Here is a 21,660-nt window from a genome sequence, read left to right as displayed (position 1 = left end):
TAACCAAGGAATCGCCCATGAGCGCCAGCACCACTGCCACCCTGCGTCACGACTGGTCTTTGGCCGAAGTCAAAGCACTCTTCGTTCAGCCATTCAACGACTTGCTGTTCCAGGCGCAGACGGTGCACCGCGCGCATTTCGACGCCAACCGCGTCCAGGTTTCCACCCTGCTGTCGATCAAGACCGGCGCCTGCCCGGAAGATTGCAAATACTGTCCGCAGTCCGGTCACTACAACACCGGTCTGGAAAAAGAAAAGCTGATGGAAGTGCAGAAAGTCCTCGAAGAGGCAGCCCGCGCCAAGGCCATCGGCTCGACCCGTTTCTGCATGGGCGCGGCGTGGAAGCACCCGTCGGCCAAGGACATGCCCTACGTGTTGAAGATGGTCGAAGGCGTGAAGGCCATGGGCCTGGAAACCTGCATGACCCTCGGCCGCCTCGATCAGGATCAGACCGAAGCGCTGGCCAAGGCCGGGCTCGACTACTACAACCACAACCTGGACACCTCGCCGGAGTTCTACGGCAGCATCATCACCACCCGCACCTACAGCGAGCGTCTGCAGACCCTGGCCTACGTGCGCGATGCCGGCATGAAAATCTGCTCCGGCGGCATCCTCGGTATGGGCGAGTCCCTCGATGACCGCGCGAACCTGCTGATCCAGTTGGCCAACCTGCCGGAGCATCCGGAGTCGGTGCCGATCAACATGCTGGTGAAAGTCGCCGGCACGCCGCTGGAAAACGCTGACGACGTCGATCCGTTCGACTTCATCCGCATGCTCGCCGTGGCGCGGATCCTGATGCCGCAATCCCACGTGCGTCTGTCCGCTGGCCGCGAAGCGATGAACGAGCAGATGCAGGCCCTGGCGTTCTTCGCCGGCGCCAACTCGATTTTCTACGGCGACAAACTGCTGACCACCGCCAACCCGCAGGCCGACAAGGACATGCAGCTGTTTGCGCGTCTGGGCATTCAGCCGGAAGCCCGCGAAGAACATGCCGACGAAGTGCATCAAGCCGCCATCGAGCAGGCGCTGGTGGAGCAGAAGAGCAGCGAGCAGTTCTACAACGCGGCAGTCTGATCGTCCGTTCTTTCAGGCGCTGCCTCGGGCGGCGTCTGCTGATTCATTTGCCACCCGTGAGGCTTGCATGTCTTTCGATCTCGCCGCACGCCTTGCTGCCCGTCGTGCCGAAAATCTCTATCGCCAGCGACCGCTGCTTGAAAGCCCCCAGGGGCCGCAAGTGGTGGTCGACGGTCAGCCATTGCTGGCGTTCTGCAACAACGATTACCTGGGCCTGGCCAATCATCCGCAAGTGATCGAAGCCTGGCGCGCCGGTGCCTCGAAGTGGGGCGTCGGCGGCGGAGCCTCGCATCTGGTGATCGGCCACAGCGGCCCGCATCACGCACTGGAAGAAGCTCTGGCCGACCTCACCGGACGGCCACGTGCGCTGTTGTTCACTACCGGTTACATGGCCAACCTCGGCGCGGTCACGGCGCTGATCGGGCAGGGCGATACGGTGCTGGAAGACCGGCTCAATCATGCGTCGTTGCTGGATGCCGGACTGTTGTCCGGCGCGCGGTTCAATCGTTATCTGCACAACGACGCCGAAAGCCTGGCCAAGCGTCTGGAGAAAGCCACCGGCAATACGCTGGTGGTCACCGACGGCGTGTTCAGCATGGACGGTGATCTCGCCGACCTGCCAGCACTGGCCCGAGAGGCCAAGGCCAAAGGCGCGTGGTTGATGGTCGATGACGCCCACGGTTTCGGTCCTCTGGGCGCGAACGGTGGCGGGATCGTCGAGCATTTCGGTCTGAGCCAGGATGACGTGCCGGTGCTGGTCGGTACCCTCGGCAAAGCGTTCGGCACGGCGGGCGCGTTTGTCGCTGGCAGTGAAGAGCTGATCGAAAGCCTGATCCAGTTCGCCCGTCCGTACATCTACACCACCAGCCAGCCACCGGCGTTGGCCTGCACAACCTTGAAAAGTCTGGAACTGCTGCGCAGCGAACACTGGCGTCGCGAGCATTTGCAGACGCTGATCCGCCAGTTCCGCCACGGCGCCGAACAGATCGGTCTGGAGCTGATGGACAGCTTCACGCCAATTCAGCCGATCATGATTGGCGATGCCGGTCGCGCCGTACGTTTGTCACAGATGTTGCGTGAGCGTGGGCTGATGGTCACCGCGATCCGCCCGCCGACTGTGCCCGCCGGCAGTGCTCGGCTGCGGGTCACGCTGACCGCCGCTCACAGCGAGGCGCAGGTGCAACTATTGTTAGAAGGACTGGCCGATTGCTTTGCCCAACTGAAGTCGGAGCCAAGCCATGCGTGATCGTCTGATTCTGCTCCCCGGCTGGGGCCTCGGTGTTTCCCCGCTGGAACCTTTGGCGGCTGCGCTGCGTGGGCTCGATGAGCACCTGACGGTCGAAATCGAACCGTTGCCGGAGCTGGAATCCAGCGATCCTGCGGACTGGTTCGACGAACTCGATGAGCGCATTCCCCAGGACGTCTGGCTGGGTGGCTGGTCGCTGGGCGGCATGCTGGCCTCAGAGCTGGCGGCGCGGCGTGGTGAACATTGCTGCGGCTTGCTGACGCTGGCGAGCAATCCTTCTTTTGTTGCCCATGACCAGTGGCCGAGCGCTATGCCGGGGGAAACCTTCGATGCATTTCTGGCCGGTTGCAGTGCTGATCCGCGTCAGACCCTCAAGCGTTTTTCGTTGCTGTGCGCTCAGGGTGCGCAAGACTCTCGCGGCTTGTCGCGACTGTTGCAGGGCGGCGCGCCGAATACTTCACCGATCGCCTTGATGGCGGGTCTGGAGTTGTTGGCGCAGATCGATACGCGCAATGCCTTGCAGGTGTTTCGAGGCCCACAATTGCATCTGTTTGCCGGGCTGGACGGGCTGGTGCCGGCGGAAGCCGCGGGCGAGTTGTTCGCCTTGCTGGCGGATGTCGAGGTCGGGCTGATCGAGCAGGCCAGCCATGCGTTTCTTCTGGAAGACCCCCACGGTGTGGCCGGTGCGATCCAGGCGTTTTTAAGTGAGTGTGGTGATGACTGATTTGTCTCTTGCTGCGCTGCCCGGCGGCTTGCCTGACAAGCGCCAGGTAGCGGCTTCCTTTTCCCGCGCAGCGGCCAGCTACGACAGCGTCGCCGAGTTGCAGCGTGATGTCGGCACGCAGTTGCTGAATCGACTGCCGGTGGATTTTCTGCCGTCGCGCTGGCTGGATCTGGGCTGCGGCACCGGGTATTTCACTCGGGCGCTGGCTGAACGTTTTGCGGGTAACGAAGGGCTGGCGCTGGACATCGCCGAGGGCATGCTCAATCACGCCCGGCCATTGGGCGGGGCCGCGCACTTTATTGCTGGCGATGCTGAGCGTCTGCCGTTGCAGAATTCGACCTGCGATCTGATCTTCTCCAGCCTCGCCGTGCAGTGGTGCGCAGACTTCGAATCGGTGCTCGGCGAAGCCTTCCGAGTACTGAAACCGGGAGGGATTTTCGCGTTTGCTAGTCTTTGTGTAGGGACGCTGTACGAATTGCGCGACAGTTGGCGTCAGGTCGATGGCCTGGTGCACGTCAACCGTTTCCGCGAGTTCGCTCGGTACGAGCAATTGTGTGCGGCCAGTGGTCTGCGCACGGTCAGTCTGGAGAATCGGCCGCATGTGCTGCATTACCCGGATGTGCGCAGCCTGACGCACGAACTCAAGGCGCTGGGCGCGCATAACCTGAACCCCGGTCGGCCGGGCGGATTGACCGGTCGGGCGCGGATTCTGGGGCTGGTCGAAGCCTACGAGCAGTTCCGTCAGCCGCAGGGCTTGCCGGCGACTTATCAGGTGGTCTACGCCGTGTTGGAGAAACCCGTATGAGCGCAGCCTATTTCATCACCGGAACCGACACCGACGTCGGCAAGACGACGGTCGCCGCCGGGTTGCTGCATGCCGCCCGATCGGCAGGGTTGAGTACGGCGGCGGGCAAGCCGGTGGCGTCCGGTTGTGTCGTGACGCCCAGAGGTCTGCGCAACTCCGATGCCTTGGCGTTGCAGGCCGAGTGCTCGTTGCCGCTGACGTATCAACAGGTCAATCCGGTGGCGTTCGAGCCGGCCATCGCGCCGCATCTGGCGGCCCGTGAGGCAGGCGTGGCGTTGACCGTGCAATCGCTGCTGGCGCCGATGCGCGAGATTCTGGCCATGAACGCCGACTTCACATTGATTGAAGGCGCGGGCGGGTGGCGGGTGCCGTTGGCGGATCAGGACAATCTGTCGGACCTTGCCATTGCGCTGAATCTGCCGGTGATTCTGGTGGTGGGCGTGCGTCTGGGTTGTATCAGCCATGCATTGCTGACGGCCGAGGCGATTGCCCGGGACGGGCTGCAACTGGCCGGTTGGGTAGCGAACATCATTGATCCGAAGACGTCGCGACTGGAAGAAAACCTGGCGACGCTGGCCGAGCGTATTCCGGCGCCATGTCTGGGGCGGGTGCCGAAACTCAAGGCGGTCAGCGCCGAGGCGGTCGCCGATCACTTGCAACTGGATCTGCTCGACTGATTTTGACTATGGGAAGGCACTGTGCCATTAGTGTTTTTGACGGGTGTTTTTCTGACGCCTCTGGTTCAATGGCACCCATTGATCCTTCCCAAGGATGAGAGCTCCCATGGAAATCTCCGGAAACACAGCTTTTTATGCAGGTCTGAGCAGCATTCAGACCGGGCAGAACCGTGTCGATCAGGCTGCCAGCCAGATCGCCAACAACACCATTGAGCGTTCGGTCACCAGCCAGTCTTCCGAAGCCCAGATTGATCGCCTGCGCGGCGTGGATCGCAGCCAGCAAATGGATCCGGGCAGCGCCATGGCCGAGATGGCCCAGGGCAAGTTTCAAGTGGAGCTGGGCACCAAAGTCGCCAAGGCTTCCGATGAAATGCTCGGTACGATCATCGATACATTCGCCTGATTTTCTGATATCCGCTTTGCCAGACGCCGCGACTGTTCGCGGCGTTTTTCGTTGTAAGTCCTTCTCCCTCAACTAATCTTTTCTCATTGCACATGGCTCGTCCGGGCGCATGTCGCGGTGCTGTGTCCGGCGTTCGAAAAATGTGATGACGAATGGCAAAAGATCGACGCTTGACAAGATTTCGGCGTAAACGTATGTTTCAAACAACTGTTTGACCGTCACAACAAATCAATGCGGTCGTTCATTCCCGGTTACATCAGCAGAGGTTTATCGCTATGCCTGACTACAAGGCCCCCTTGCGTGATATTCGCTTCGTTCGTGACGAACTGCTCGGCTACGAAGCGCACTATCAGAGCCTTCCAGCGTGCGCAGACGCAACGCCGGACATGGTTGACGCCATTCTCGAAGAGGGCGCCAAGTTTTGTGAGCAGGTGCTGGCACCGCTGAACCGCGTGGGCGACATCGAAGGTTGCACCTGGAGCGAGTCCGGCGTGAAAACCCCGACTGGCTTCAAAGAGGCCTACAAGCAATTCGTCGAAGGCGGCTGGCCAAGCCTGGCCCATGACGTCGAACACGGTGGTCAGGGTCTGCCTGAGTCGCTGGGTCTGGCTGTCAGCGAAATGGTCGGCGAAGCCAACTGGTCGTGGGGCATGTACCCGGGCCTGTCGCACGGCGCGATGAACACCATCTCCGAGCACGGTACTCCAGAGCAGCAAGAAGCCTATCTGACCAAACTGGTCTCCGGCGAATGGACCGGCACCATGTGCCTGACCGAGCCACACTGCGGCACCGACCTGGGCATGCTGCGCACCAAGGCCGAACCTCAGGCCGACGGTTCCTACAAAGTCTCCGGCACCAAGATCTTCATCTCGGCCGGTGAACACGACATGGCCGACAACATCGTCCACATCGTACTGGCCCGCCTGCCGGATGCACCGGCTGGCACCAAAGGCATTTCCCTGTTCATCGTTCCGAAGTTCATGCCGAATGCCGATGGCACTGTTGGCGCTCGCAACGCTGTGAGCTGCGGCTCGCTGGAACACAAGATGGGCATCCACGGCAACGCCACTTGCGTGATGAACTTCGACGGCGCGACCGGTTTCCTGATCGGCCCGGCGAACAAAGGCCTGAACTGCATGTTCACCTTCATGAACACCGCACGTCTGGGCACCGCGTTGCAAGGCCTGGCCCACGCCGAAATCGGCTTCCAGGGCGGCCTGAAATACGCTCGCGATCGCCTGCAAATGCGCTCCCTGACTGGCCCGAAAGCGCCGGAAAAGGCCGCTGACCCGATCATCGTGCACCCAGACGTACGCCGCATGCTGTTGACCATGAAGGCATTCGCCGAAGGCAACCGTGCGATGGTGTACTTCACCGCCAAACAGGTCGATATCGTCAAGTACGGCGTGGACGAAGAAGAGAAGAAGAAAGCCGACGCACTGCTGGCCTTCATGACTCCGATCGCCAAAGCGTTCATGACTGAAGTCGGTTTCGAATCCGCCAACCACGGCGTACAGATCTACGGCGGCCACGGCTTCATCGCCGAGTGGGGCATGGAGCAGAACGTTCGCGACAGCCGCATCTCGATGCTGTACGAAGGCACCACCGGCATCCAGGCACTCGACCTGCTGGGCCGTAAAGTGCTGATGACTCAAGGCGAGGCCCTGAAAGGCTTCACCAAGATCGTCCACAAGTTCTGCCAGAACAACGAAGGCAACGAAGCCGTTAAAGAATTCGTTGCACCGTTGGCTGCACTGAACAAAGAGTGGGGCGAGCTGACCATGAAGGTCGGTATGGCTGCCATGAAAGATCGCGAAGAAGTCGGCGCGGCCTCCGTGGACTACCTGATGTACTCCGGTTACGCGTGCCTGGCCTACTTCTGGGCCGACATGGCGCGTCTGGCTGCTGAAAAACTGGCTGCCGGTACCACCGACGAGGCCTTCTACACCGCCAAGCTGCAAACCGCGCGCTTCTACTTCCAGCGCATCCTGCCGCGTACCCGTACGCACGTGGCAACCATGCTGTCGGGTGCCAACAACCTGATGGACATGAAGGAAGAGAACTTCTCGCTGGGCTACTAAGCCTTAACGCGGTCGTTCTGAAAACCGCTGCTCCTTCGGGGGCAGCGGTTTTTTTTGTGCCCGGATTTCCCCAATCCCGGGGCTGATTCCCCAGCATTGATGACGGCTTTGCTCAGCCGAACCCCTGCGCCTATTGATTCAAGATGTTTCCAGAAGGGTGGCCAATTAATTGCACTGTCCGAATTACCGGTGCTAACGAGAACTGCCTGCTCAAAGAAGCATGACGCCCGGCACTTAACAACAACAGTCAGGGTGAAGCCTATGAACATCAGTCGACTCGCTCGTTTGACCTTCTGGTTACCCATCGCGCTGTCAGTCCACAGCGCATGGGCCGCCGACCCCGCCGAAGTCGATCCCCCGGTGCCGGAAGTCCCGTCGCTGCAATCGTTGCGCGGGATGGTGCCTCCCGATCCTTCCGGGACCGAAGGCGGACGCAAGGTCGACCTGATGACCGATTACGTACTCAACCGCTCTGCCGCGATCCTGTTGGGCAAGGCGTTGTTCTGGGACATGGAGATCGGCAGCGACGGCGCGACTGCGTGCGCCTCCTGTCACTACCATGCCGGTGTCGATCACCGCATCACCAACCAGCTCAACCCCGGCCAGGCCAACACCAACGCCAACGTCGCGTCGATTTTCAACAAGCCGTTTGTGGCTTCCGACATTCCCGGCGACGTGGCGACCTACGCCACGTTGTCCGGCGGCAAGGGTGGCCCGAACTACACGCTGAAAAAAACCGACTTCCCGACCCACGTGCTGAGTAATCCACTGGAGCGCAACTCGCCGATCGTTTACTCGACCGACGATGTGGTCGGTTCCCAAGGCGTGTTCGACGCCAACTTCGTCAAACCCAACCAGCCACGGTTCGACAAGTGCACCCAGCAGCCGGACGGCCTGTTTCAGGTCGGCGGCATCAACGTACGGCGCAGCACCGGTCGCAACGCGCCGTCGGTGATCAACGCCGCGTTCAACGTGCGCAACTTCTGGGACGGTCGGGCCAACAACGTGTTCAACGGATTTTCGCCGTTCGGCAATCGCGACCCGGATGCGGGGATCTACGTGACCAGCGAGCGCAGCACGGTCGCCACCAAAGTCAGGCTGGCGCTCAACGATGCGTCTGCCGCCTCGCAAGCCGTCGGCCCGCCCGGCAGCCCGGTGGAAATGTCCTGCGGCGGTCGCACCTTCGCCGACATCGGCCGCAGGATGCTCGACACCCTGATGCTCAAGCAGCAGCGGATTTCCTCCAGTGATTCGGTGCTGGGGCCAGTGTCCGGCGCACGGCGTCCGACTTATCGCGAACTGATCAAGAATGCCTTCCAGCCCCGGTTGTGGAACGCCACGCAAAACGTCTCGGTGGGCGGCGCGCCGTACACCCAGATGGAGGCCAACTTCCCGCTGTTCTTTGGCCTGGCGATTCAGATGTACGAAGCCACGCTGGTGTCCGATCAGGCGCCAATCGATGCCTACCTGCAAGGTGACCACACCGCGATGAACGCGCAGCAGGTCGAGGGGATGAACCTGTTCCTCGGCAAAGGCAAATGCGTCAATTGCCACGGTGGCGCTGAGCTGACCAATGCCGCCAGCCGCTTGCTGATGCACCCGCGTGAACGTATCGAGCGCATGGTGATGGCTGACAACCTGACCACCCTTTACGACAACGGCTTCTACAACACCGGTGTGCGGCCGACTTCGGAGGATCTGGCCCTCGGTGGCGCGGATGCCTGGGGCAATCCGTGGTCGTTCACCCGTCAGTACAACACCGTGTTGCAGGGTGGCCGGACGGTCGATCCACTGGATGTCGACGTGTGCACCTTCGAAGCACCGCTGAGTGCAGCGATACCGTGCGACGCCACGCTCAAGCCGAATGTCGGGTTCCGCGATTCGGTCGACGGCGCGTTCAAGACGCCGACCCTGCGCAACATCGCCCTGACTGGTCCGTACTTCCACAACGGCAGTCGCGCCACGCTCAAGCAGGTCATGGAGTTCTACAACCGTGGCGGCGACCGGCGCGGCGAGGATGCCAACAACACCAGTGGCTTCGAGCATCCGGCGGTGAATCAGCACAACACCTCCAACCTCGATCCGGACATGACGGCGCTGAACCTGACGCCTGACGAAATTGACGCCCTGGTGAAATTCATGGAAGTCGGCCTGACCGATCCGCGCGTTGCCTGGGAACGGGCGCCATTCGATCATCCGTCGCTGGTCATCCCGCAGGGCCACATCGGGGATGAGAATGCCGTGACCCAGCGCCCGGCCAGTCCGAAGGTCACGACTCGTCAGGCAACGGATGCATCGCTGAATCTCAAGCCTTACGGCGCTGAAGGCCGGCCGGCGGCGGAGGGGCCGTTGCAGCCGTTCTACAACGATCTTTGAGTGGAAATGATCGTCATGGCCATCAAGCATGATGGCCATGACGAAAGTTTCATGCTTCTCAGGCAAAAAACCTTGATTGAAGGCTCAGAAACCGAGGGATTCGGCCGTTAAAGAGACAGCCTGTGATCTGGATCACATTGTGTGTGCTTAACTGGCCACATTGCAGGCACAATGCCATCTCTTTGCCAAGACGGTCGGAGCTTTACCCTTGCCGCGTTCTTCCGCTGTACGTTTCAGTCATTTCATACCTTCACTGCTGTTGTTGCTTGCGGGGTTGGCGGCTGCGTACGTCAAAGACCTCAACGTGTTCTTCACCTCGCTGTTCAACGTGCTGCCAACCCTGGTGCTGTTGCTGGGCGGGTCGTATTGCGCGGTTTATCGACGCCAGCGCGAACTGTTTCTGATGGTCACGGTGTACATCGCCTACTTCCTGCTCGACACCCAGACCGACTATTACCGCGATAACGGCAAGGTGCGCGAAGACGCGGCCGTGGTGTTCCATCTGGTCTGCCTGCTGTTGCCCCTGTTGTTTGGGTTGTTCGCCGCGTGGCAGGAGCGCACGCACTTGTTTCAGGACATGGTGGCGCGGTTTGCCGTGCTGCTGGCGTTTGGCAGCGTGGCGCTGGGGCTTGAGCAAAGCTACCCACAGGCGTTGCTGATGTGGCTCTCGGAGATTCGCTGGCCAGCCCTGCACGGCGCATGGATGAGCCTGATCCAGATGTCCTATCCGGTGTTCCTCTCGGCGTTCCTGTTGCTGGCCTGGCAGTACTGGCGCAACCCGCGACCGCTGCACGCGGCGCAACTGGTGGGGTTGCTCGGAGTGTTCTGGATGCTGCCGAAAACCTTCATCCTGCCGTTTACCCTGAACATCATGTGCAGCCAGGTGATGCTGATGATTGCGGCGGCCGTAGCGCACGAGGCTTACCAAATGGCCTTCCGTGACGAGCTCACCGGCCTGCCGGGCCGTCGCGCACTCAACGAGCGCATGCAGCGTCTGGGGCGCAACTATGTGCTGGCGATGAGCGACGTCGATCATTTCAAGAAATTCAACGACACCCACGGTCACGACGTGGGTGACCAGGTCCTGCGACTGGTGGCCAGCAAGCTGTCCAAAATCAGCGGTGGCGGTAGGGCGTATCGCTACGGGGGTGAGGAATTCGCCCTGGTGTTTGCGGGCAAGACCCTTGAAGAGTGCATGCCGCACCTGGAAGTCATCCGCGAGTCGATCGCGTCCTACAACATCCAGTTGCGCAATCAGGAAAACCGCCCGCAGGACGATCAGCAGGGTCGCCAGCGTCGTGCCGGTTCCGGTGCGTCCAGTGTGTCCGTGACGGTGAGCATCGGCGTCGCCGAGCGTGTGGAGCAGCGTAACCCGGAGCAAGTGCTCAAATCCGCCGACGAAGCGCTCTATGCCGCCAAAGGGGCAGGTCGAAACTGCGTGATGGCGTTCGGTCAGAACCGTCGTGGCGCGGTGCGCATGGACAGCGCCGCAGGTTGAGTGATGACGGCGCATTCAGCGTCTGGACAGTGATTGTGGGGCAGGGTGGCCGGCAGTAGGTTGGAGAAATCTGCTGAAGGAGAAGCCACCATGCCCGAGTACAAAGCCCCCCTGCGCGACATGCGCTTTCTGATCGACCACGTCTTCGACTTCCACACCCAGTACGCGGCCCTCGGCGCCCACGACGCCAGCCCGGACATGGTCAACGCGATCCTCGACGAAGGCGCGAAGTTCTGTGAGAACGTTCTGGCACCGCTCAATCGCAGTGGTGACGAAGAGGGCTGCCATTTCGACAACGGCGTGGTGACAACGCCTACAGGCTTCAAGCAAGCCTTCGCACAATACGTGGAAGGCGGCTGGCACGGTCTGGCGGCAGACCCGGCTTACGGCGGTCAGGGCCTGCCGAGTTCGCTGGGGCTGGTGATCAGCGAAATGGTCGCCTCCAGCAACACTTCCTGGGGCATGTACCCGGGCCTGACCCACGGCGCCATGTCGGCGATCCACGCCCACGGCACCGAGGAACAGAAAAACACCTATCTGCGCAAACTCACAGCGGGCCAGTGGACCGGCACCATGTGCCTGACCGAAGCCCATTGCGGCACCGACCTGGGCATCATCAAGACCCGCGCCGTACCCCAGGCCGACGGCAGTTATGCGGTCACCGGCAGCAAGATTTTCATCTCCGCCGGCGAGCACGACATGAGCGACAACATCATTCATCTGGTGTTGGCCAAACTGCCGGACGCGCCGGCCGGGACCAAGGGGATTTCGCTGTTCATCGTGCCGAAATTCCTGCCGGATGCAGCCGGTGAGGCGGGGGAACGCAACGGCGTTTCCTGCGGTTCGATCGAACACAAGATGGGCATCAAGGCCTCGGCCACCTGCGTGCTGAACTTCGATGACGCCAAAGGCTTCCTGATCGGCGAGCCGAACAAAGGCCTGAACTGCATGTTCACCATGATGAACCACGCGCGCCTCGGCACCGGGATGCAGGGCCTGTGTCTGGGCGAGGCAAGTTTCCAGGGCGCAATCAAATACGCCAACGACCGTCTGCAGATGCGCGCCCTGACCGGCGCCAAAGCCCCGGACAAACCGGCGGATCCGATCATCGTCCACCCGGACGTTCGACGCATGCTGCTGACCATGAAAGCCTTCAACGAAGGCAACCGCGCGCTGACCTATTTCACCGCGCAAATGCTCGATGTCGCGCACCTGAGCCCGGACGCAGACGCGCGTCAGGACGCTGAAGATCTGTTGGCGTTCCTGACCCCGATCTGCAAGGCGTTCATGACCGACACCGGTCTGGAGGTGACCAACCACGGCATGCAGGTGTTCGGCGGCCACGGTTTTATCCGCGAGTGGGGCATGGAGCAACTGGTCCGCGATTGCCGGATCGCGCCGATCTACGAGGGCACCAACGGCATTCAAGCACTGGATCTGCTGGGGCGCAAAGTCCTCGGCAGCCAAGGCAAACTGCTGCGCAACTTCACCAAGATCGTCCACAAGTTCTGCGCCGCCAACGCCGGGCATGCGCAACTGGGCGGGTTTGTGGCGCAACTCGATAGCCTCAACCAGCAGTGGGGCGAGCTGACCATGCAGGTCGGCATGGCCGCGATGAAGAATCCGGATGAAGTCGGCGCCGCGTCGGTGGATTACCTGATGTACAGCGGTTACATCGTCCTCGGCTATCTGTGGTTGCGCATGGCGCTGGTCGCCCAGGCACAGCTGGAGTCGGGCGAGGGTGATGGCGATTTCTGCCAGGGCAAACTGGCGACGTGCGAGTTTTACTTCAAGCGGTTGTTGCCACGTACTGCGGCGCATCGCGCGGCGATCGAGGCGGGCAGTGATTGCCTGATGAAATTGCCGGCGCAGTTGTTCTCGCTGTAACACGCCACTGTTAAACAAAAGAGCCCGCTGATTGCGGGCTTCTTTATGGCTGATTGCTGGTGACTAAAAATAACAAATCAGTCACCGCCTGACTCTATGTGTCGCAAAAGTTGTTGGGTTACACTCCAGCTCAACGAAATCACCTTTCCACGAATCACCTGTTTAGATCTTTGCGAGGTTTGCCATGGCTGACTACAAAGCGCCGCTGCGCGATATGCGCTTCGTCCTCAATGAAGTGTTCGAAGTCGCCAAACTCTGGGCCGAACTGCCGGCCCTGGCCGAGACTGTCGACGCCGAAACCGTCGAAGCCATCCTCGAAGAGGCCGGCAAGGTCACCAGCAAAAGCATCGCGCCCCTGAGCCGTGCGGCCGACGAAGAAGGCTGCCACTGGGCCGACGGTGCCGTCACCACGCCGGCCGGTTTCCCACAGGCCTATCAGACTTATGCCGAAGGCGGCTGGGTCGGTGTTGGCGGTGATCCGGAATACGGCGGCATGGGCATGCCGAAAGCCGTGTCGGCCCAAGTCGAAGAAATGGTCAACTCCGCCAGCCTGTCCTTCGGTCTGTATCCGATGCTGACTGCCGGCGCCTGCCTGTCGATCAACGCCCACGCCAGCGAAGAGCTGAAAGCCGCTTACCTGCCGAACATGTACGCGGGGATCTGGGCCGGTTCCATGTGCCTGACCGAGCCGCATGCTGGCACCGACCTGGGCATCATTCGTACCAAGGCCGAACCTCAGGCGGACGGTTCCTACAAGGTCAGCGGCACCAAGATCTTCATCACCGGCGGTGAGCACGACCTGACCGAAAACATCATCCACCTGGTGCTGGCCAAGCTGCCGGACGCGCCGGCGGGGCCGAAAGGCATTTCGCTGTTCCTGGTGCCGAAGTTCATGGTCAACGCCGATGGCAGCCTGGGCGCGCGCAATCCGGCGAACTGCGGTTCGATCGAACACAAGATGGGCATCCAGGCCTCCGCCACTTGCGTGATGAACTTCGACGAAGCCGTGGGTTACCTGGTCGGCGAGCCGAACAAAGGCCTGGCTGCGATGTTCACCATGATGAACTACGAGCGTCTGGGTGTCGGTATCCAAGGCCTGGCTACCGGCGAGCGCTCGTACCAGAACGCCATCGAATACGCCCGCGACCGCCTGCAAAGCCGTTCGCCGACCGGCGCGCAGAACAAGGACAAGGTTGCCGACCCGATCATCGTCCACCCGGACGTGCGTCGCATGCTGCTGACCATGAAAGCCTCGAACGAAGGCGGCCGTGCGTTCTCCACCTACGTGGCGATGCAACTCGACACCGCCAAGTTCAGTGAAGACGCTGCCACCCGTAAACGTGCCGAGGACCTGGTTGCCTTGCTGACGCCAGTGGCCAAGGCGTTCCTGACCGATCTGGGTCTGGAAACCACTGTCCATGGCCAGCAGATCTTCGGCGGCCACGGCTACATCCGCGAGTGGGGCCAGGAGCAACTGGTGCGTGACGTACGCATCACCCAGATCTACGAAGGCACCAACGGCATTCAGGCGCTGGACCTGGTGGGTCGCAAGATCGTCGGCAGCGGCGGTGCGTTCTACAAACTGTTCGCCGACGAGATCCGTCATTTCACCGCGACCGCCAGTGCCGATCTGGGTGAGTTCACCAAGCCGCTGAATGACGCCGTCGACACCCTCGACGAACTGACCTCGTGGCTGCTGGACCGGGCGAAAACCAATCCGAACGAAATCGGTGCGGCGTCGGTCGAGTATCTGCAGGTGTTTGGCTACGTGTCCTACGCCTACATGTGGGCGCTGATGGCCAAGGCATCGCTGGGCAAAGAAGCGCAGGACGATTTCTACGCGAGCAAACTCGGCACCGCGCGGTTCTATTTCGCCCGTCTGCTGCCGCGGATTCACTCGTTGAGCGCGTCGGTGAAGGCCGGCAGCGAGTCGCTGTTCCTGCTGGATGCCGGGCAGTTCTGATGATGTAACGTCATGTAAGCAATCTCTTACATGACGTGCTGCTGTTCTCCCATAGGCGCAGATTGGATCCAGAGCTAATCTACATTTCATGGACGTCGCGCAGGAAGCGCAAAGCAACAACACGGACACGTAGGATTCTGCCAGGGTGGCGGAGTGAAATGGATGTCAGGGAAACAGTCTGCAAAGCCCCGCTTCGGCGGGGTTTTCTTTTGCCCGTAGAAAAGTTTTCAGCTCAGCGGATCCATGGCCGGCGTGCCTTTGAGCGGTTTGTCCTCGCGCTGCATCACTTCCTCCAGCAAGGTTCGCAGCAAGGCCAATGGCGCCTGCTGGCGTTGTACGTCGCGACACACCAGCCCGACCTTCAGCGGCACACGCGGCTCACTTAGCGGTTTCCACAGCAGATCCTGATCGTCGTACTCCTTTTGCGAACGACCGGGCAGCACCGTCGCCAGACGTGTGTGCGGCAGGCTGTCGAGAATCCCCACCATGTTGTTCAGTTCCGCCTGCACTTGCGGGCGACGTCCGAGGCTGGCCAGTTGCGCCTGCCAGATCTGGCGGATCTGGAATTCTTCGCCCAGCAGCAACATCGGCAGTTCGGCGGCCTGGCTCATTGAAACCTTCTTGAATTCACGCAGCGGATGATCCGCCGGGATGACCAGCGTCAGTTCATCTTCGTACAGCATCACGCCGTGCAGCCCGGGCTGGCGTGGCGGCAGATAACTGATGCCAATGTCCAGCGAGCCATTGAGCAGGCGCCGCTCGATCTCCAATCCGGTCAGTTCATAAATCTGTACTACCAGATGCGGCTGGGCCTTGCGCACCCGTTCCAGCATTTGCGGCACCAGACTGGTGTGCACGGTTTGCAGTACGCCAATCGCCAGCGTGCGCAGCGCCTGCCCCTTGAAGTTGCCCAGCGCCTCACGCGCGCGTTGCATGCCGTCGAGCAGTGGCAGGGCGTGGTTGTACAGCGTATGGGCGGCGAGGGTCGGCAGCAGGCGCTTGCTGCTGCGTTCGAACAGGGTGACGTCGAGGTTCTGTTCCAGATGGCGGATCTGCTGGGACAGCGCAGGCTGGGAGATTGACAGGCGCTCGGCGGCACGCCCGACGTGACCTTCTTCGTAGACCGCGACGAAATAACGCAGTTGTTTGAAATCCATAAGTAACACTTATCGAAAATGCTGGGAAATCGAAATGGCCGGCGGCCGTGTGTGAGCCTAGTCTAACCGCATCCACGGGGCTTACAGGGCCGGAAAGGGCAATGACCAGCAATTGTTTCGATAACGATTACATAGGCAGTTCAAAAAACCTCCAGCGAGGCTTTTTGCAATGAACCTGTTCAGCCTGCGGCGCCAGACACCAAGCCTCGATGACCTGGCTTTTGAAACCCATGAATCGGATGCCGCTGATGGCCTGAATGCCGAGCGGCTGATGCCCAGCGTCGAACGCCCGCAACAGGTGTTTGTTCGCGGCCAGGGTTCCTGGTTGTGGGACAGCAATGACCGCGCCTATCTGGACTTTTCCCAGGCCGGTGGCGCCAACAGCCTCGGTCACAGCCCTTCGGCACTGGTCAAAGCCATCGCCAGCCAGGCCCAGGCCCTGATCAACCCCGGCTTCAATCTGCACAATCGCGGCATGCTCAGCCTCGCCGAGCGTCTGTGTGCCAGTACCTCAAGCGATCAAGCATATTTGCTCAACAGTGGCAGCGAAGCCTGTGAAGCCGCAATCAAGCTGGCGCGTAAATGGGGTCAACTGCATCGCGGCGGCGCCTCGCGGATCATTGTCGCCAGACAAGGTTGTCACGGACGTAGTCTGGCGACGATTTCGGCGTCGGACAGTTGCAACCTGCACAATCGCTTTGCGCCGCTGCTGCCGGGCTTTGATCTGGTGCCGTTCAACGACCTGCCAGCGCTGCATGCCGCGGTCGATGCGCAGACCGTGGCGATCATGCTCGAGCCGATCCAGAGCGATGCCGGTGTGATTCCTGCGACTGAGCATTACCTCAAGGGAGTCGAGCGCCTGTGCCGTGAGCTGGGGATTCTGCTGATTCTCGACGAGGTGCAGACCGGCATCGGCCGCTGCGGCACCTTGCTCGCCGAACAGTCCTACGGCGTGCGCGCCGATATCGTCGTGCTCGGCAAAGGCCTCGGCGGTGGCGTGCCACTGGCTGCATTGCTGGCGCGAGGCAAGGCCTGCTGTTTCGACTCCGGCGAGTTGGGCGGTACTCATCACGGCAACGCGCTGATGACCGCTGCAGGGCTGGTGGTGCTCGACAGCGTGCAGGACCGCGCATTCCTCGAACAGATCCGGGACAACGGCCAGCATCTGCGCGAAGGGCTCGCTCGTCTGGCCCATCGTTATGAACATGACGAGTTGCGCGGGCAAGGGCTGTTTTGGGGACTGACCCTGTCGGAAGATTCCGCCGAGGCCGTCGTCAAAGCGGCGTTCCATGAAGGCTTGCTGCTCAACGCCCCGCAGGCCAACTGCCTGCGCTTTACCCCGGCGCTCACCGTCAGCAAGGCCAATATCGACGAAATGCTTCTGCGCCTGGCGCGCGCCTTCTCCCGGGTACGTACTGCGCAACTGCAATGCCGCAAAGGGATTGCCGTCTGACCTGAAGTTTCCCACCCGAATTCAAGAACCGTCTCGCGGTATAACGCACGCCCCACGCCTGATTCTTTTGGCGTGGGGCGTTTTTTTGTGGCCGGGTAATGGCAATCAGATGGCGTGATTGCGGTTTGCACTGAACCCTGACAAACGGCACAGGTCGATTAGCTTGTATGGCTCAGTCGAGCCAACCCCCAATCAGGAGCTGCCCCATGGACTTCATTCGAATCATCATCGCCATTCTGTTGCCGCCACTGGGTGTGTTTCTGCAGGTCGGGTTCGGCGGTGCGTTCTGGCTGAACATTCTGCTGACGCTGTGCGGTTACATCCCGGGGATCGTGCATGCGGTGTACATCATCGCCAAGCGCTGAGTTTCAGTCCGCCAGGCCCATCACTCGCCGGTAGAAGCGCCACTCCTGCTCCAGCGCATGGGCCTGATTGACGGCCCGGCGGAAGCCGTGACGTTCGTCGGCGTAGTAATGCGCTTCGACCTCGATGCCGTTGTGCTCCAGGGCTGCGACCATGTCGCGGGTCTGTTGCGGCACAACGACGGCGTCCAGTTCACCCTGAAAGAAAATCACCGGTACGCGAATATTGCCTGCATGCAGCAATGGTGTGCGGGCCGCGTAGCGTTCGGCATCCTGCTCGGGATCGCCGATCAGCCAGTCCAGATAATCGCCTTCGAACTTGTGTGTCGCGCGGCCCAGGGCGACCGGGTCACTGACGCCGTACAGGCTGGCGCCAGCGCGGAACACCTGATGGAACGCCAGGGCACACAACGTCGTGTAACCACCGGCGCTGCCGCCACGGATGAATGCACGCTCGCCGTCGATCATGCCGCGTTCAGCCAGATTGGCCACCACTGCGCAAGCATCCTCGACATCCACTGCGCCCCAACTCAGATGTAGCGCCTGTCGATACTCCCGGCCATAGCCGCTGCTGCCACGGTAGTTGAGGTCGGCGACGGCGAAGCCGCGTTGCGTCCAGTACTGGATGCGCGGGTCGAGCATCGGGTAGCACGCCGATGTCGGGCCGCCATGGATGAACACCACCAGTGGCGGTTTCTCATCGCCATTCGTGGTCGGGTAAAAGAAGCCGTGAGCCTCGCCCGAACCGCTGGGATAGCGGAGGGTTTGCGGGCGGCTGATGCGCTCGGCAGGCAGCGGTGCAATGCCGCCGGCCAGCACTTTCACTTCACGCGACTCGCGATCGATGGCGAGTACCGCTGAAGGGCTGATCGGTGAGGCGGCGATGCAGTAAATGAACTGATCATCGACAGCCAGATGACGGAAGCGACTGTAGTCCCCGGTGAAGTCTTCGCCGTTGAGTGCCAGACGACCAAAACCGCCTTCGCTCCAGCTCGCCAAAAAGCCTTCGTCGATGGGCAGCCAGGTGCAGCCACCAAGTTGCCATGGGGCCGGCGCGTGATCGGCTGCGGCACAGGGTAGCGGTTGCAAGCCGTCTACAGACTCGCTCCACGGCTGCCAATATCCGTTAAGGTCGGTCAGGTAGCCCAGTCGGCCATTGGCATCGAAGCGCGGTTGCTGGATCGACTCTTCAAGCGTTTCACCGGCCACGCAACGTGGGGCAGAAAATCCATTACCTGTGCGCTCGGCGAGCATCAAACGGGTGGACGTCCACGGTTGATGCGGGCGGCTCCACTCGATCCACGCGAGGCGCTGGCCATCCGGGCTGATGATTGGTGCCGCGTAGAAGTCCGCACCTTCTGCCAGTAAATGCTGGGTGCCGTCCGCGAGATCAATGGCAATTAGCCGATGGCGATCACCGTTCTCTTCAACGGCCAGCACCTGCCCGTTGGCAAAGTGCAGATCACCATATCGGCACTCGCCCGACGTCAGAACCTCGGGCTCTCCATCCAACGTCTGGCGATACAGCTGTTGATCCGCCTCGTTGACGAAAACCAGTCCATCAGGCGTCAGACAAAACGCCCCACCACCATATTCGTACACCCGGCTGCGCACGCTGAAACCCGCAGGCGTCAGACATTTCGCCGCGCCATCGCGCCAGTGCCAGATCCGGCATGCGGCGTCTGCGGGGCGGTATTCATTCCAGAACAAGCCATGGGCACCGAGCTGCAATTCGGCGAAGTCCACACCTGCAGCAACCGCGGCAGTGGCGCTGAAAGGCTCAGCCTTTGGCGATGAGGCGCGAGTTTCGTTCATTGCGAAAGGCCAGTTGTTCGATGGTCTGGGTGGCGTGCTCGGCTTCTTCGCGGGCCTTGAGGATCACACCGTGATGTTCGGACTTGCTGCACACCGGGTCGGCATTGCTGGCATCGCCCGTGAGCATGAACGCCTGGCAGCGGCAGCCGCCGAAGTCCTGTTCTTTCTCGTCGCAGGAGCGGCACGGCTCGGGCATCCAGTCATAACCGCGAAAGCGGTTGAAGCCGAACGAGTCGTACCAGATGTGCTGCATGCTGTGGTCGCGGACATTGGGAAATTGTACCGGCAGCTGTCGGGCGCCATGACAGGGCAGGGCGGTGCCGTCCGGTGTGACCGTCAGAAAGATGCTGCCCCAGCCGTTCATGCAGGCCTTCGGGCGCTCCTCGTAATAGTCCGGGGTGACGAAAATCAGCTTGCACGGATGCCCTTCGGCTTCCAGTTTGGCGCGGTATTCATTGGTGATGCGTTCGGCGCGGACCAGTTGTTCCTTGGTCGGCAACAGGCCGACACGATTGAGCTGCGCCCAGCCGTAGAACTGGCAGGTGGCGAGCTCGACGAAGTCCGCTTCGAGCGCGATGCACAGCTCGATGATGCGGTCGATCTTGTCGATGTTGTGCCGATGGGTGACAAAGTTAAGCACCATCGGATAGCCGTGTGCCTTCACGGCGCGGGCCATTTCCAGTTTCTGCGCGAAGGCCTTTTTCGAGCCGGCGAGCAGGTTGTTCACTTGCTCGTCGCTGGCCTGGAAACTGATCTGGATGTGGTCGAGCCCGGCCTTCTTGAAGTCGCTGATCTTCTGTTCGGTCAGGCCGATGCCGGAGGTGATCAGGTTGGTGTAGAAACCCAACTGGCGCGCTTCACGGATCAGCTCGGCGAGGTCCTGGCGCACCAGCGGTTCGCCCCCGGAAAAGCCCAGTTGCGCCGCGCCCATCTCCCGCGCTTCGCGAAATACCTTGATCCACTGCTCGGTGCTCAGCTCTTTGCCCTGCTCGGCGAAATCCAGCGGATTGGAGCAGTACGGGCATTGCAGCGGGCAGCGGTAAGTCAGCTCGGCGAGCAGCCACAGCGGCAGGCCGACTTCCGGTTTGGCCGGGACTTGCACCGATGACTCAGGCAAGTTCGATCCAGTGCTGCGCACGGGCAACCTCCATGAATTGCTCGATGTCGTCACCGAGCTCGGGCACGCCGGGGAACTGTCTGTCGAGTTCGGCGATGATCGCCGCGACATCCCGTTCACCGTCGATCAGACCGCCGATCAGCGCGGCGCTTTCATTGAGTTTGATCATGCCTTCCGGGTACAGCAGCACATGGCCTTTCTGCGCCGGTTCGTACTGAAAGCGGTAGCCGGGACGCCAGGTCGGGGTCTTGCTGCGGTCGAAACTCATAAGGCGATTCCTTTATGCCAGACCCGTTGATCGGTGACGCTGTGATACGGCGGGCGGTTCAGTTCGTAGGCCATGCTCATGGCATCGAGCATGCTCCAAAGGATGTCCAGTTTGAACTGGAGAATTTCCAGCATGCGCTCCTGACCCTCGCGGGTCTTGTAGTGCTCCAGCGTGATCGCCAGACCATGCTCGACATCGCGCCGGGCCTGACCGAGACGGGTGCGGAAATATTCGTAGCCGGCCGGGTCGATCCACGGGTAATGCTGCGGCCAGCTGTCGAGACGCGACTGGTGGATCTGCGGCGCGAACAGCTCGGTCAGCGAGCTGCTGGCGGCTTCCTGCCAACTGGCGCGGCGGGCGAAGTTGACGTAGGCGTCGACGGCGAAGCGCACGCCGGGCAGCACCAGTTCCTGGGAACGCAATTGATCCGGATCGAGACCGACGGCCTGGCCGAGGCGCAGCCAGGCTTCGATACCGCCGTCTTCACCGGGCGCGCCGTCGTGGTCGAGCAGGCGCTGAATCCATTCGCGGCGGATCTCGCGATCCGGGCAGTTGGCGAGGATCGCCGCGTCTTTCAGGGGGATGTTCACCTGATAGTAGAAACGGTTGGCGACCCAGCCCTGGATCTGCTCGCGGGTGGCCCGGCCTTCATACATCGCCACGTGATACGGGTGATGAATGTGGTAATAGGCGCCCTTGGCGCGCAGGGCCGCTTCGAATTCGGCGGGGGACAGCGGGGTGTCGGTCATTGCGGT

Annotated in this window: 18 protein-coding genes; 13 read left to right on the top strand and 5 right to left on the bottom strand. The window is 61.3% G+C overall.

Going from position 1 to position 21,660, the window contains the following annotated elements; genetic code table 11:
- The first annotated feature begins 17 nt into the window (after positions 1-17).
- From bioB to AC3WRD_RS02870, 11 genes are all read left to right on the top strand, one after another.
- On the top strand, positions 18-1,073 hold the full coding sequence (bioB, locus tag AC3WRD_RS02920; RefSeq protein WP_085731680.1) for a biotin synthase BioB: 1,056 nt from the start codon (positions 18-20) through the stop codon (positions 1,071-1,073).
- 67 nt (positions 1,074-1,140) lie between these two features.
- Complete coding sequence (gene bioF, locus AC3WRD_RS02915; RefSeq protein WP_102619770.1) at positions 1,141-2,319, top strand: 8-amino-7-oxononanoate synthase; 1,179 nt, start codon at positions 1,141-1,143, stop codon at positions 2,317-2,319.
- Positions 2,312-3,043, top strand: coding sequence for an alpha/beta fold hydrolase (locus tag AC3WRD_RS02910; protein WP_102619771.1), 732 nt, complete (start codon positions 2,312-2,314; stop codon positions 3,041-3,043). The genes bioF and AC3WRD_RS02910 overlap by 8 nt, the downstream gene beginning before the upstream one ends.
- Positions 3,036-3,848: a malonyl-ACP O-methyltransferase BioC gene (bioC, locus tag AC3WRD_RS02905; protein WP_096817846.1), complete on the top strand. Its 813-nt coding sequence runs from the start codon at positions 3,036-3,038 to the stop codon at positions 3,846-3,848. Before AC3WRD_RS02910 ends, bioC begins: the two co-directional genes overlap by 8 nt.
- The gene (gene bioD / locus AC3WRD_RS02900) at positions 3,845-4,525 is read left to right on the top strand and encodes a dethiobiotin synthase (RefSeq protein ID WP_096817848.1); all 681 of its coding nucleotides are present in this window, start codon (positions 3,845-3,847) and stop codon (positions 4,523-4,525) included. Before bioC ends, bioD begins: the two co-directional genes overlap by 4 nt.
- 106 nt (positions 4,526-4,631) lie before the next feature.
- Positions 4,632-4,928 (top strand): pyrroloquinoline quinone biosynthesis protein PqqE, encoded by a 297-nt coding sequence (locus AC3WRD_RS02895; protein WP_085731685.1) that lies wholly within the window; start codon positions 4,632-4,634, stop codon positions 4,926-4,928.
- Between the two features lie 275 nt (positions 4,929-5,203).
- A complete protein-coding gene (locus AC3WRD_RS02890) occupies positions 5,204-7,009 on the top strand; it encodes a phenylacyl-CoA dehydrogenase (protein ID WP_096817852.1) in 1,806 nt (601 codons plus the stop codon).
- Between the two features lie 261 nt (positions 7,010-7,270).
- Positions 7,271-9,385 carry a cytochrome-c peroxidase gene (locus AC3WRD_RS02885; protein ID WP_102619772.1) on the top strand — a complete coding sequence of 705 codons (2,115 nt, stop codon included), beginning with the start codon at positions 7,271-7,273 and terminating at the stop codon, positions 9,383-9,385.
- A gap of 208 nt (positions 9,386-9,593) precedes the next feature.
- Positions 9,594-10,883, top strand: coding sequence for a GGDEF domain-containing protein (locus AC3WRD_RS02880; protein WP_096817856.1), 1,290 nt, complete (start codon positions 9,594-9,596; stop codon positions 10,881-10,883).
- Positions 10,884-10,973: 90 nt separating this feature from the next.
- Positions 10,974-12,770: an acyl-CoA dehydrogenase C-terminal domain-containing protein gene (locus AC3WRD_RS02875; protein ID WP_102619773.1), complete on the top strand. Its 1,797-nt coding sequence runs from the start codon at positions 10,974-10,976 to the stop codon at positions 12,768-12,770.
- A 184-nt stretch (positions 12,771-12,954) separates the two neighbouring features.
- Entirely contained in the window at positions 12,955-14,733 is a 1,779-nt protein-coding gene (locus AC3WRD_RS02870) for an acyl-CoA dehydrogenase C-terminal domain-containing protein (protein WP_102619774.1), read from the top strand.
- Positions 14,734-14,960: 227 nt separating this feature from the next.
- Here AC3WRD_RS02870 and AC3WRD_RS02865 read toward each other — a convergent pair whose 3' ends face one another.
- Complete coding sequence (locus AC3WRD_RS02865) at positions 14,961-15,890, bottom strand: LysR family transcriptional regulator (protein WP_102619775.1); 930 nt, start codon at positions 15,888-15,890, stop codon at positions 14,961-14,963.
- 169 nt (positions 15,891-16,059) lie between these two features.
- Here AC3WRD_RS02865 and AC3WRD_RS02860 point away from each other — a divergent pair, with 169 nt between their 5' ends.
- Positions 16,060-17,343: an aspartate aminotransferase family protein gene (locus AC3WRD_RS02860; protein WP_102619776.1), complete on the top strand. Its 1,284-nt coding sequence runs from the start codon at positions 16,060-16,062 to the stop codon at positions 17,341-17,343.
- A gap of 206 nt (positions 17,344-17,549) precedes the next feature.
- Positions 17,550-17,708: a YqaE/Pmp3 family membrane protein gene (locus tag AC3WRD_RS02855; RefSeq protein ID WP_003228885.1), complete on the top strand. Its 159-nt coding sequence runs from the start codon at positions 17,550-17,552 to the stop codon at positions 17,706-17,708.
- Between the two features lie 3 nt (positions 17,709-17,711).
- Here the strand turns inward: AC3WRD_RS02855 and AC3WRD_RS02850 are convergent, their stop codons facing one another.
- The 4 genes from AC3WRD_RS02850 to pqqC are packed head-to-tail and all read right to left on the bottom strand — an operon-like array spanning position 17,712 to position 21,654.
- Complete coding sequence (locus AC3WRD_RS02850; RefSeq protein ID WP_102619777.1) at positions 17,712-19,520, bottom strand: S9 family peptidase; 1,809 nt, start codon at positions 19,518-19,520, stop codon at positions 17,712-17,714.
- Positions 19,486-20,658: a pyrroloquinoline quinone biosynthesis protein PqqE gene (pqqE, locus tag AC3WRD_RS02845; protein WP_102619778.1), complete on the bottom strand. Its 1,173-nt coding sequence runs from the start codon at positions 20,656-20,658 to the stop codon at positions 19,486-19,488. The genes AC3WRD_RS02850 and pqqE overlap by 35 nt, the downstream gene beginning before the upstream one ends.
- Complete coding sequence (pqqD, locus tag AC3WRD_RS02840) at positions 20,630-20,905, bottom strand: pyrroloquinoline quinone biosynthesis peptide chaperone PqqD (RefSeq protein WP_007959876.1); 276 nt, start codon at positions 20,903-20,905, stop codon at positions 20,630-20,632. The genes pqqE and pqqD overlap by 29 nt, the downstream gene beginning before the upstream one ends.
- Positions 20,902-21,654, bottom strand: coding sequence for a pyrroloquinoline-quinone synthase PqqC (gene pqqC / locus AC3WRD_RS02835; protein ID WP_011336228.1), 753 nt, complete (start codon positions 21,652-21,654; stop codon positions 20,902-20,904). Before pqqC ends, pqqD begins: the two co-directional genes overlap by 4 nt.
- Positions 21,655-21,660: the final 6 nt, after the last annotated feature.

Source organism: Pseudomonas sp. FW215-R2, assembly GCF_058789255.1.
This window is presented reverse-complemented; position numbering and strand designations above follow the sequence as displayed.

What these genes read in the sequence shown, in the direction of transcription:
- bioB (WP_085731680.1), top strand. Translation starts at nt 18, where the DNA reads ATGAGCGCCAGCACCACTGCCACCCTGCGTCACGACTGGTCTTTGGCC.
- bioF (WP_102619770.1), top strand. Translation starts at nt 1,141, where the DNA reads ATGTCTTTCGATCTCGCCGCACGCCTTGCTGCCCGTCGTGCCGAAAAT.
- AC3WRD_RS02910 (WP_102619771.1), top strand. Translation starts at nt 2,312, where the DNA reads ATGCGTGATCGTCTGATTCTGCTCCCCGGCTGGGGCCTCGGTGTTTCC.
- bioC (WP_096817846.1), top strand. Translation starts at nt 3,036, where the DNA reads ATGACTGATTTGTCTCTTGCTGCGCTGCCCGGCGGCTTGCCTGACAAG.
- bioD (WP_096817848.1), top strand. Translation starts at nt 3,845, where the DNA reads ATGAGCGCAGCCTATTTCATCACCGGAACCGACACCGACGTCGGCAAG.
- AC3WRD_RS02895 (WP_085731685.1), top strand. Translation starts at nt 4,632, where the DNA reads ATGGAAATCTCCGGAAACACAGCTTTTTATGCAGGTCTGAGCAGCATT.
- AC3WRD_RS02890 (WP_096817852.1), top strand. Translation starts at nt 5,204, where the DNA reads ATGCCTGACTACAAGGCCCCCTTGCGTGATATTCGCTTCGTTCGTGAC.
- AC3WRD_RS02885 (WP_102619772.1), top strand. Translation starts at nt 7,271, where the DNA reads ATGAACATCAGTCGACTCGCTCGTTTGACCTTCTGGTTACCCATCGCG.
- AC3WRD_RS02875 (WP_102619773.1), top strand. Translation starts at nt 10,974, where the DNA reads ATGCCCGAGTACAAAGCCCCCCTGCGCGACATGCGCTTTCTGATCGAC.
- AC3WRD_RS02870 (WP_102619774.1), top strand. Translation starts at nt 12,955, where the DNA reads ATGGCTGACTACAAAGCGCCGCTGCGCGATATGCGCTTCGTCCTCAAT.
- AC3WRD_RS02865 (WP_102619775.1), bottom strand. Translation starts at nt 15,890, where the DNA reads ATGGATTTCAAACAACTGCGTTATTTCGTCGCGGTCTACGAAGAAGGT.
- AC3WRD_RS02860 (WP_102619776.1), top strand. Translation starts at nt 16,060, where the DNA reads ATGAACCTGTTCAGCCTGCGGCGCCAGACACCAAGCCTCGATGACCTG.
- AC3WRD_RS02855 (WP_003228885.1), top strand. Translation starts at nt 17,550, where the DNA reads ATGGACTTCATTCGAATCATCATCGCCATTCTGTTGCCGCCACTGGGT.
- AC3WRD_RS02850 (WP_102619777.1), bottom strand. Translation starts at nt 19,520, where the DNA reads ATGAACGAAACTCGCGCCTCATCGCCAAAGGCTGAGCCTTTCAGCGCC.
- pqqD (WP_007959876.1), bottom strand. Translation starts at nt 20,905, where the DNA reads ATGAGTTTCGACCGCAGCAAGACCCCGACCTGGCGTCCCGGCTACCGC.
- pqqC (WP_011336228.1), bottom strand. Translation starts at nt 21,654, where the DNA reads ATGACCGACACCCCGCTGTCCCCCGCCGAATTCGAAGCGGCCCTGCGC.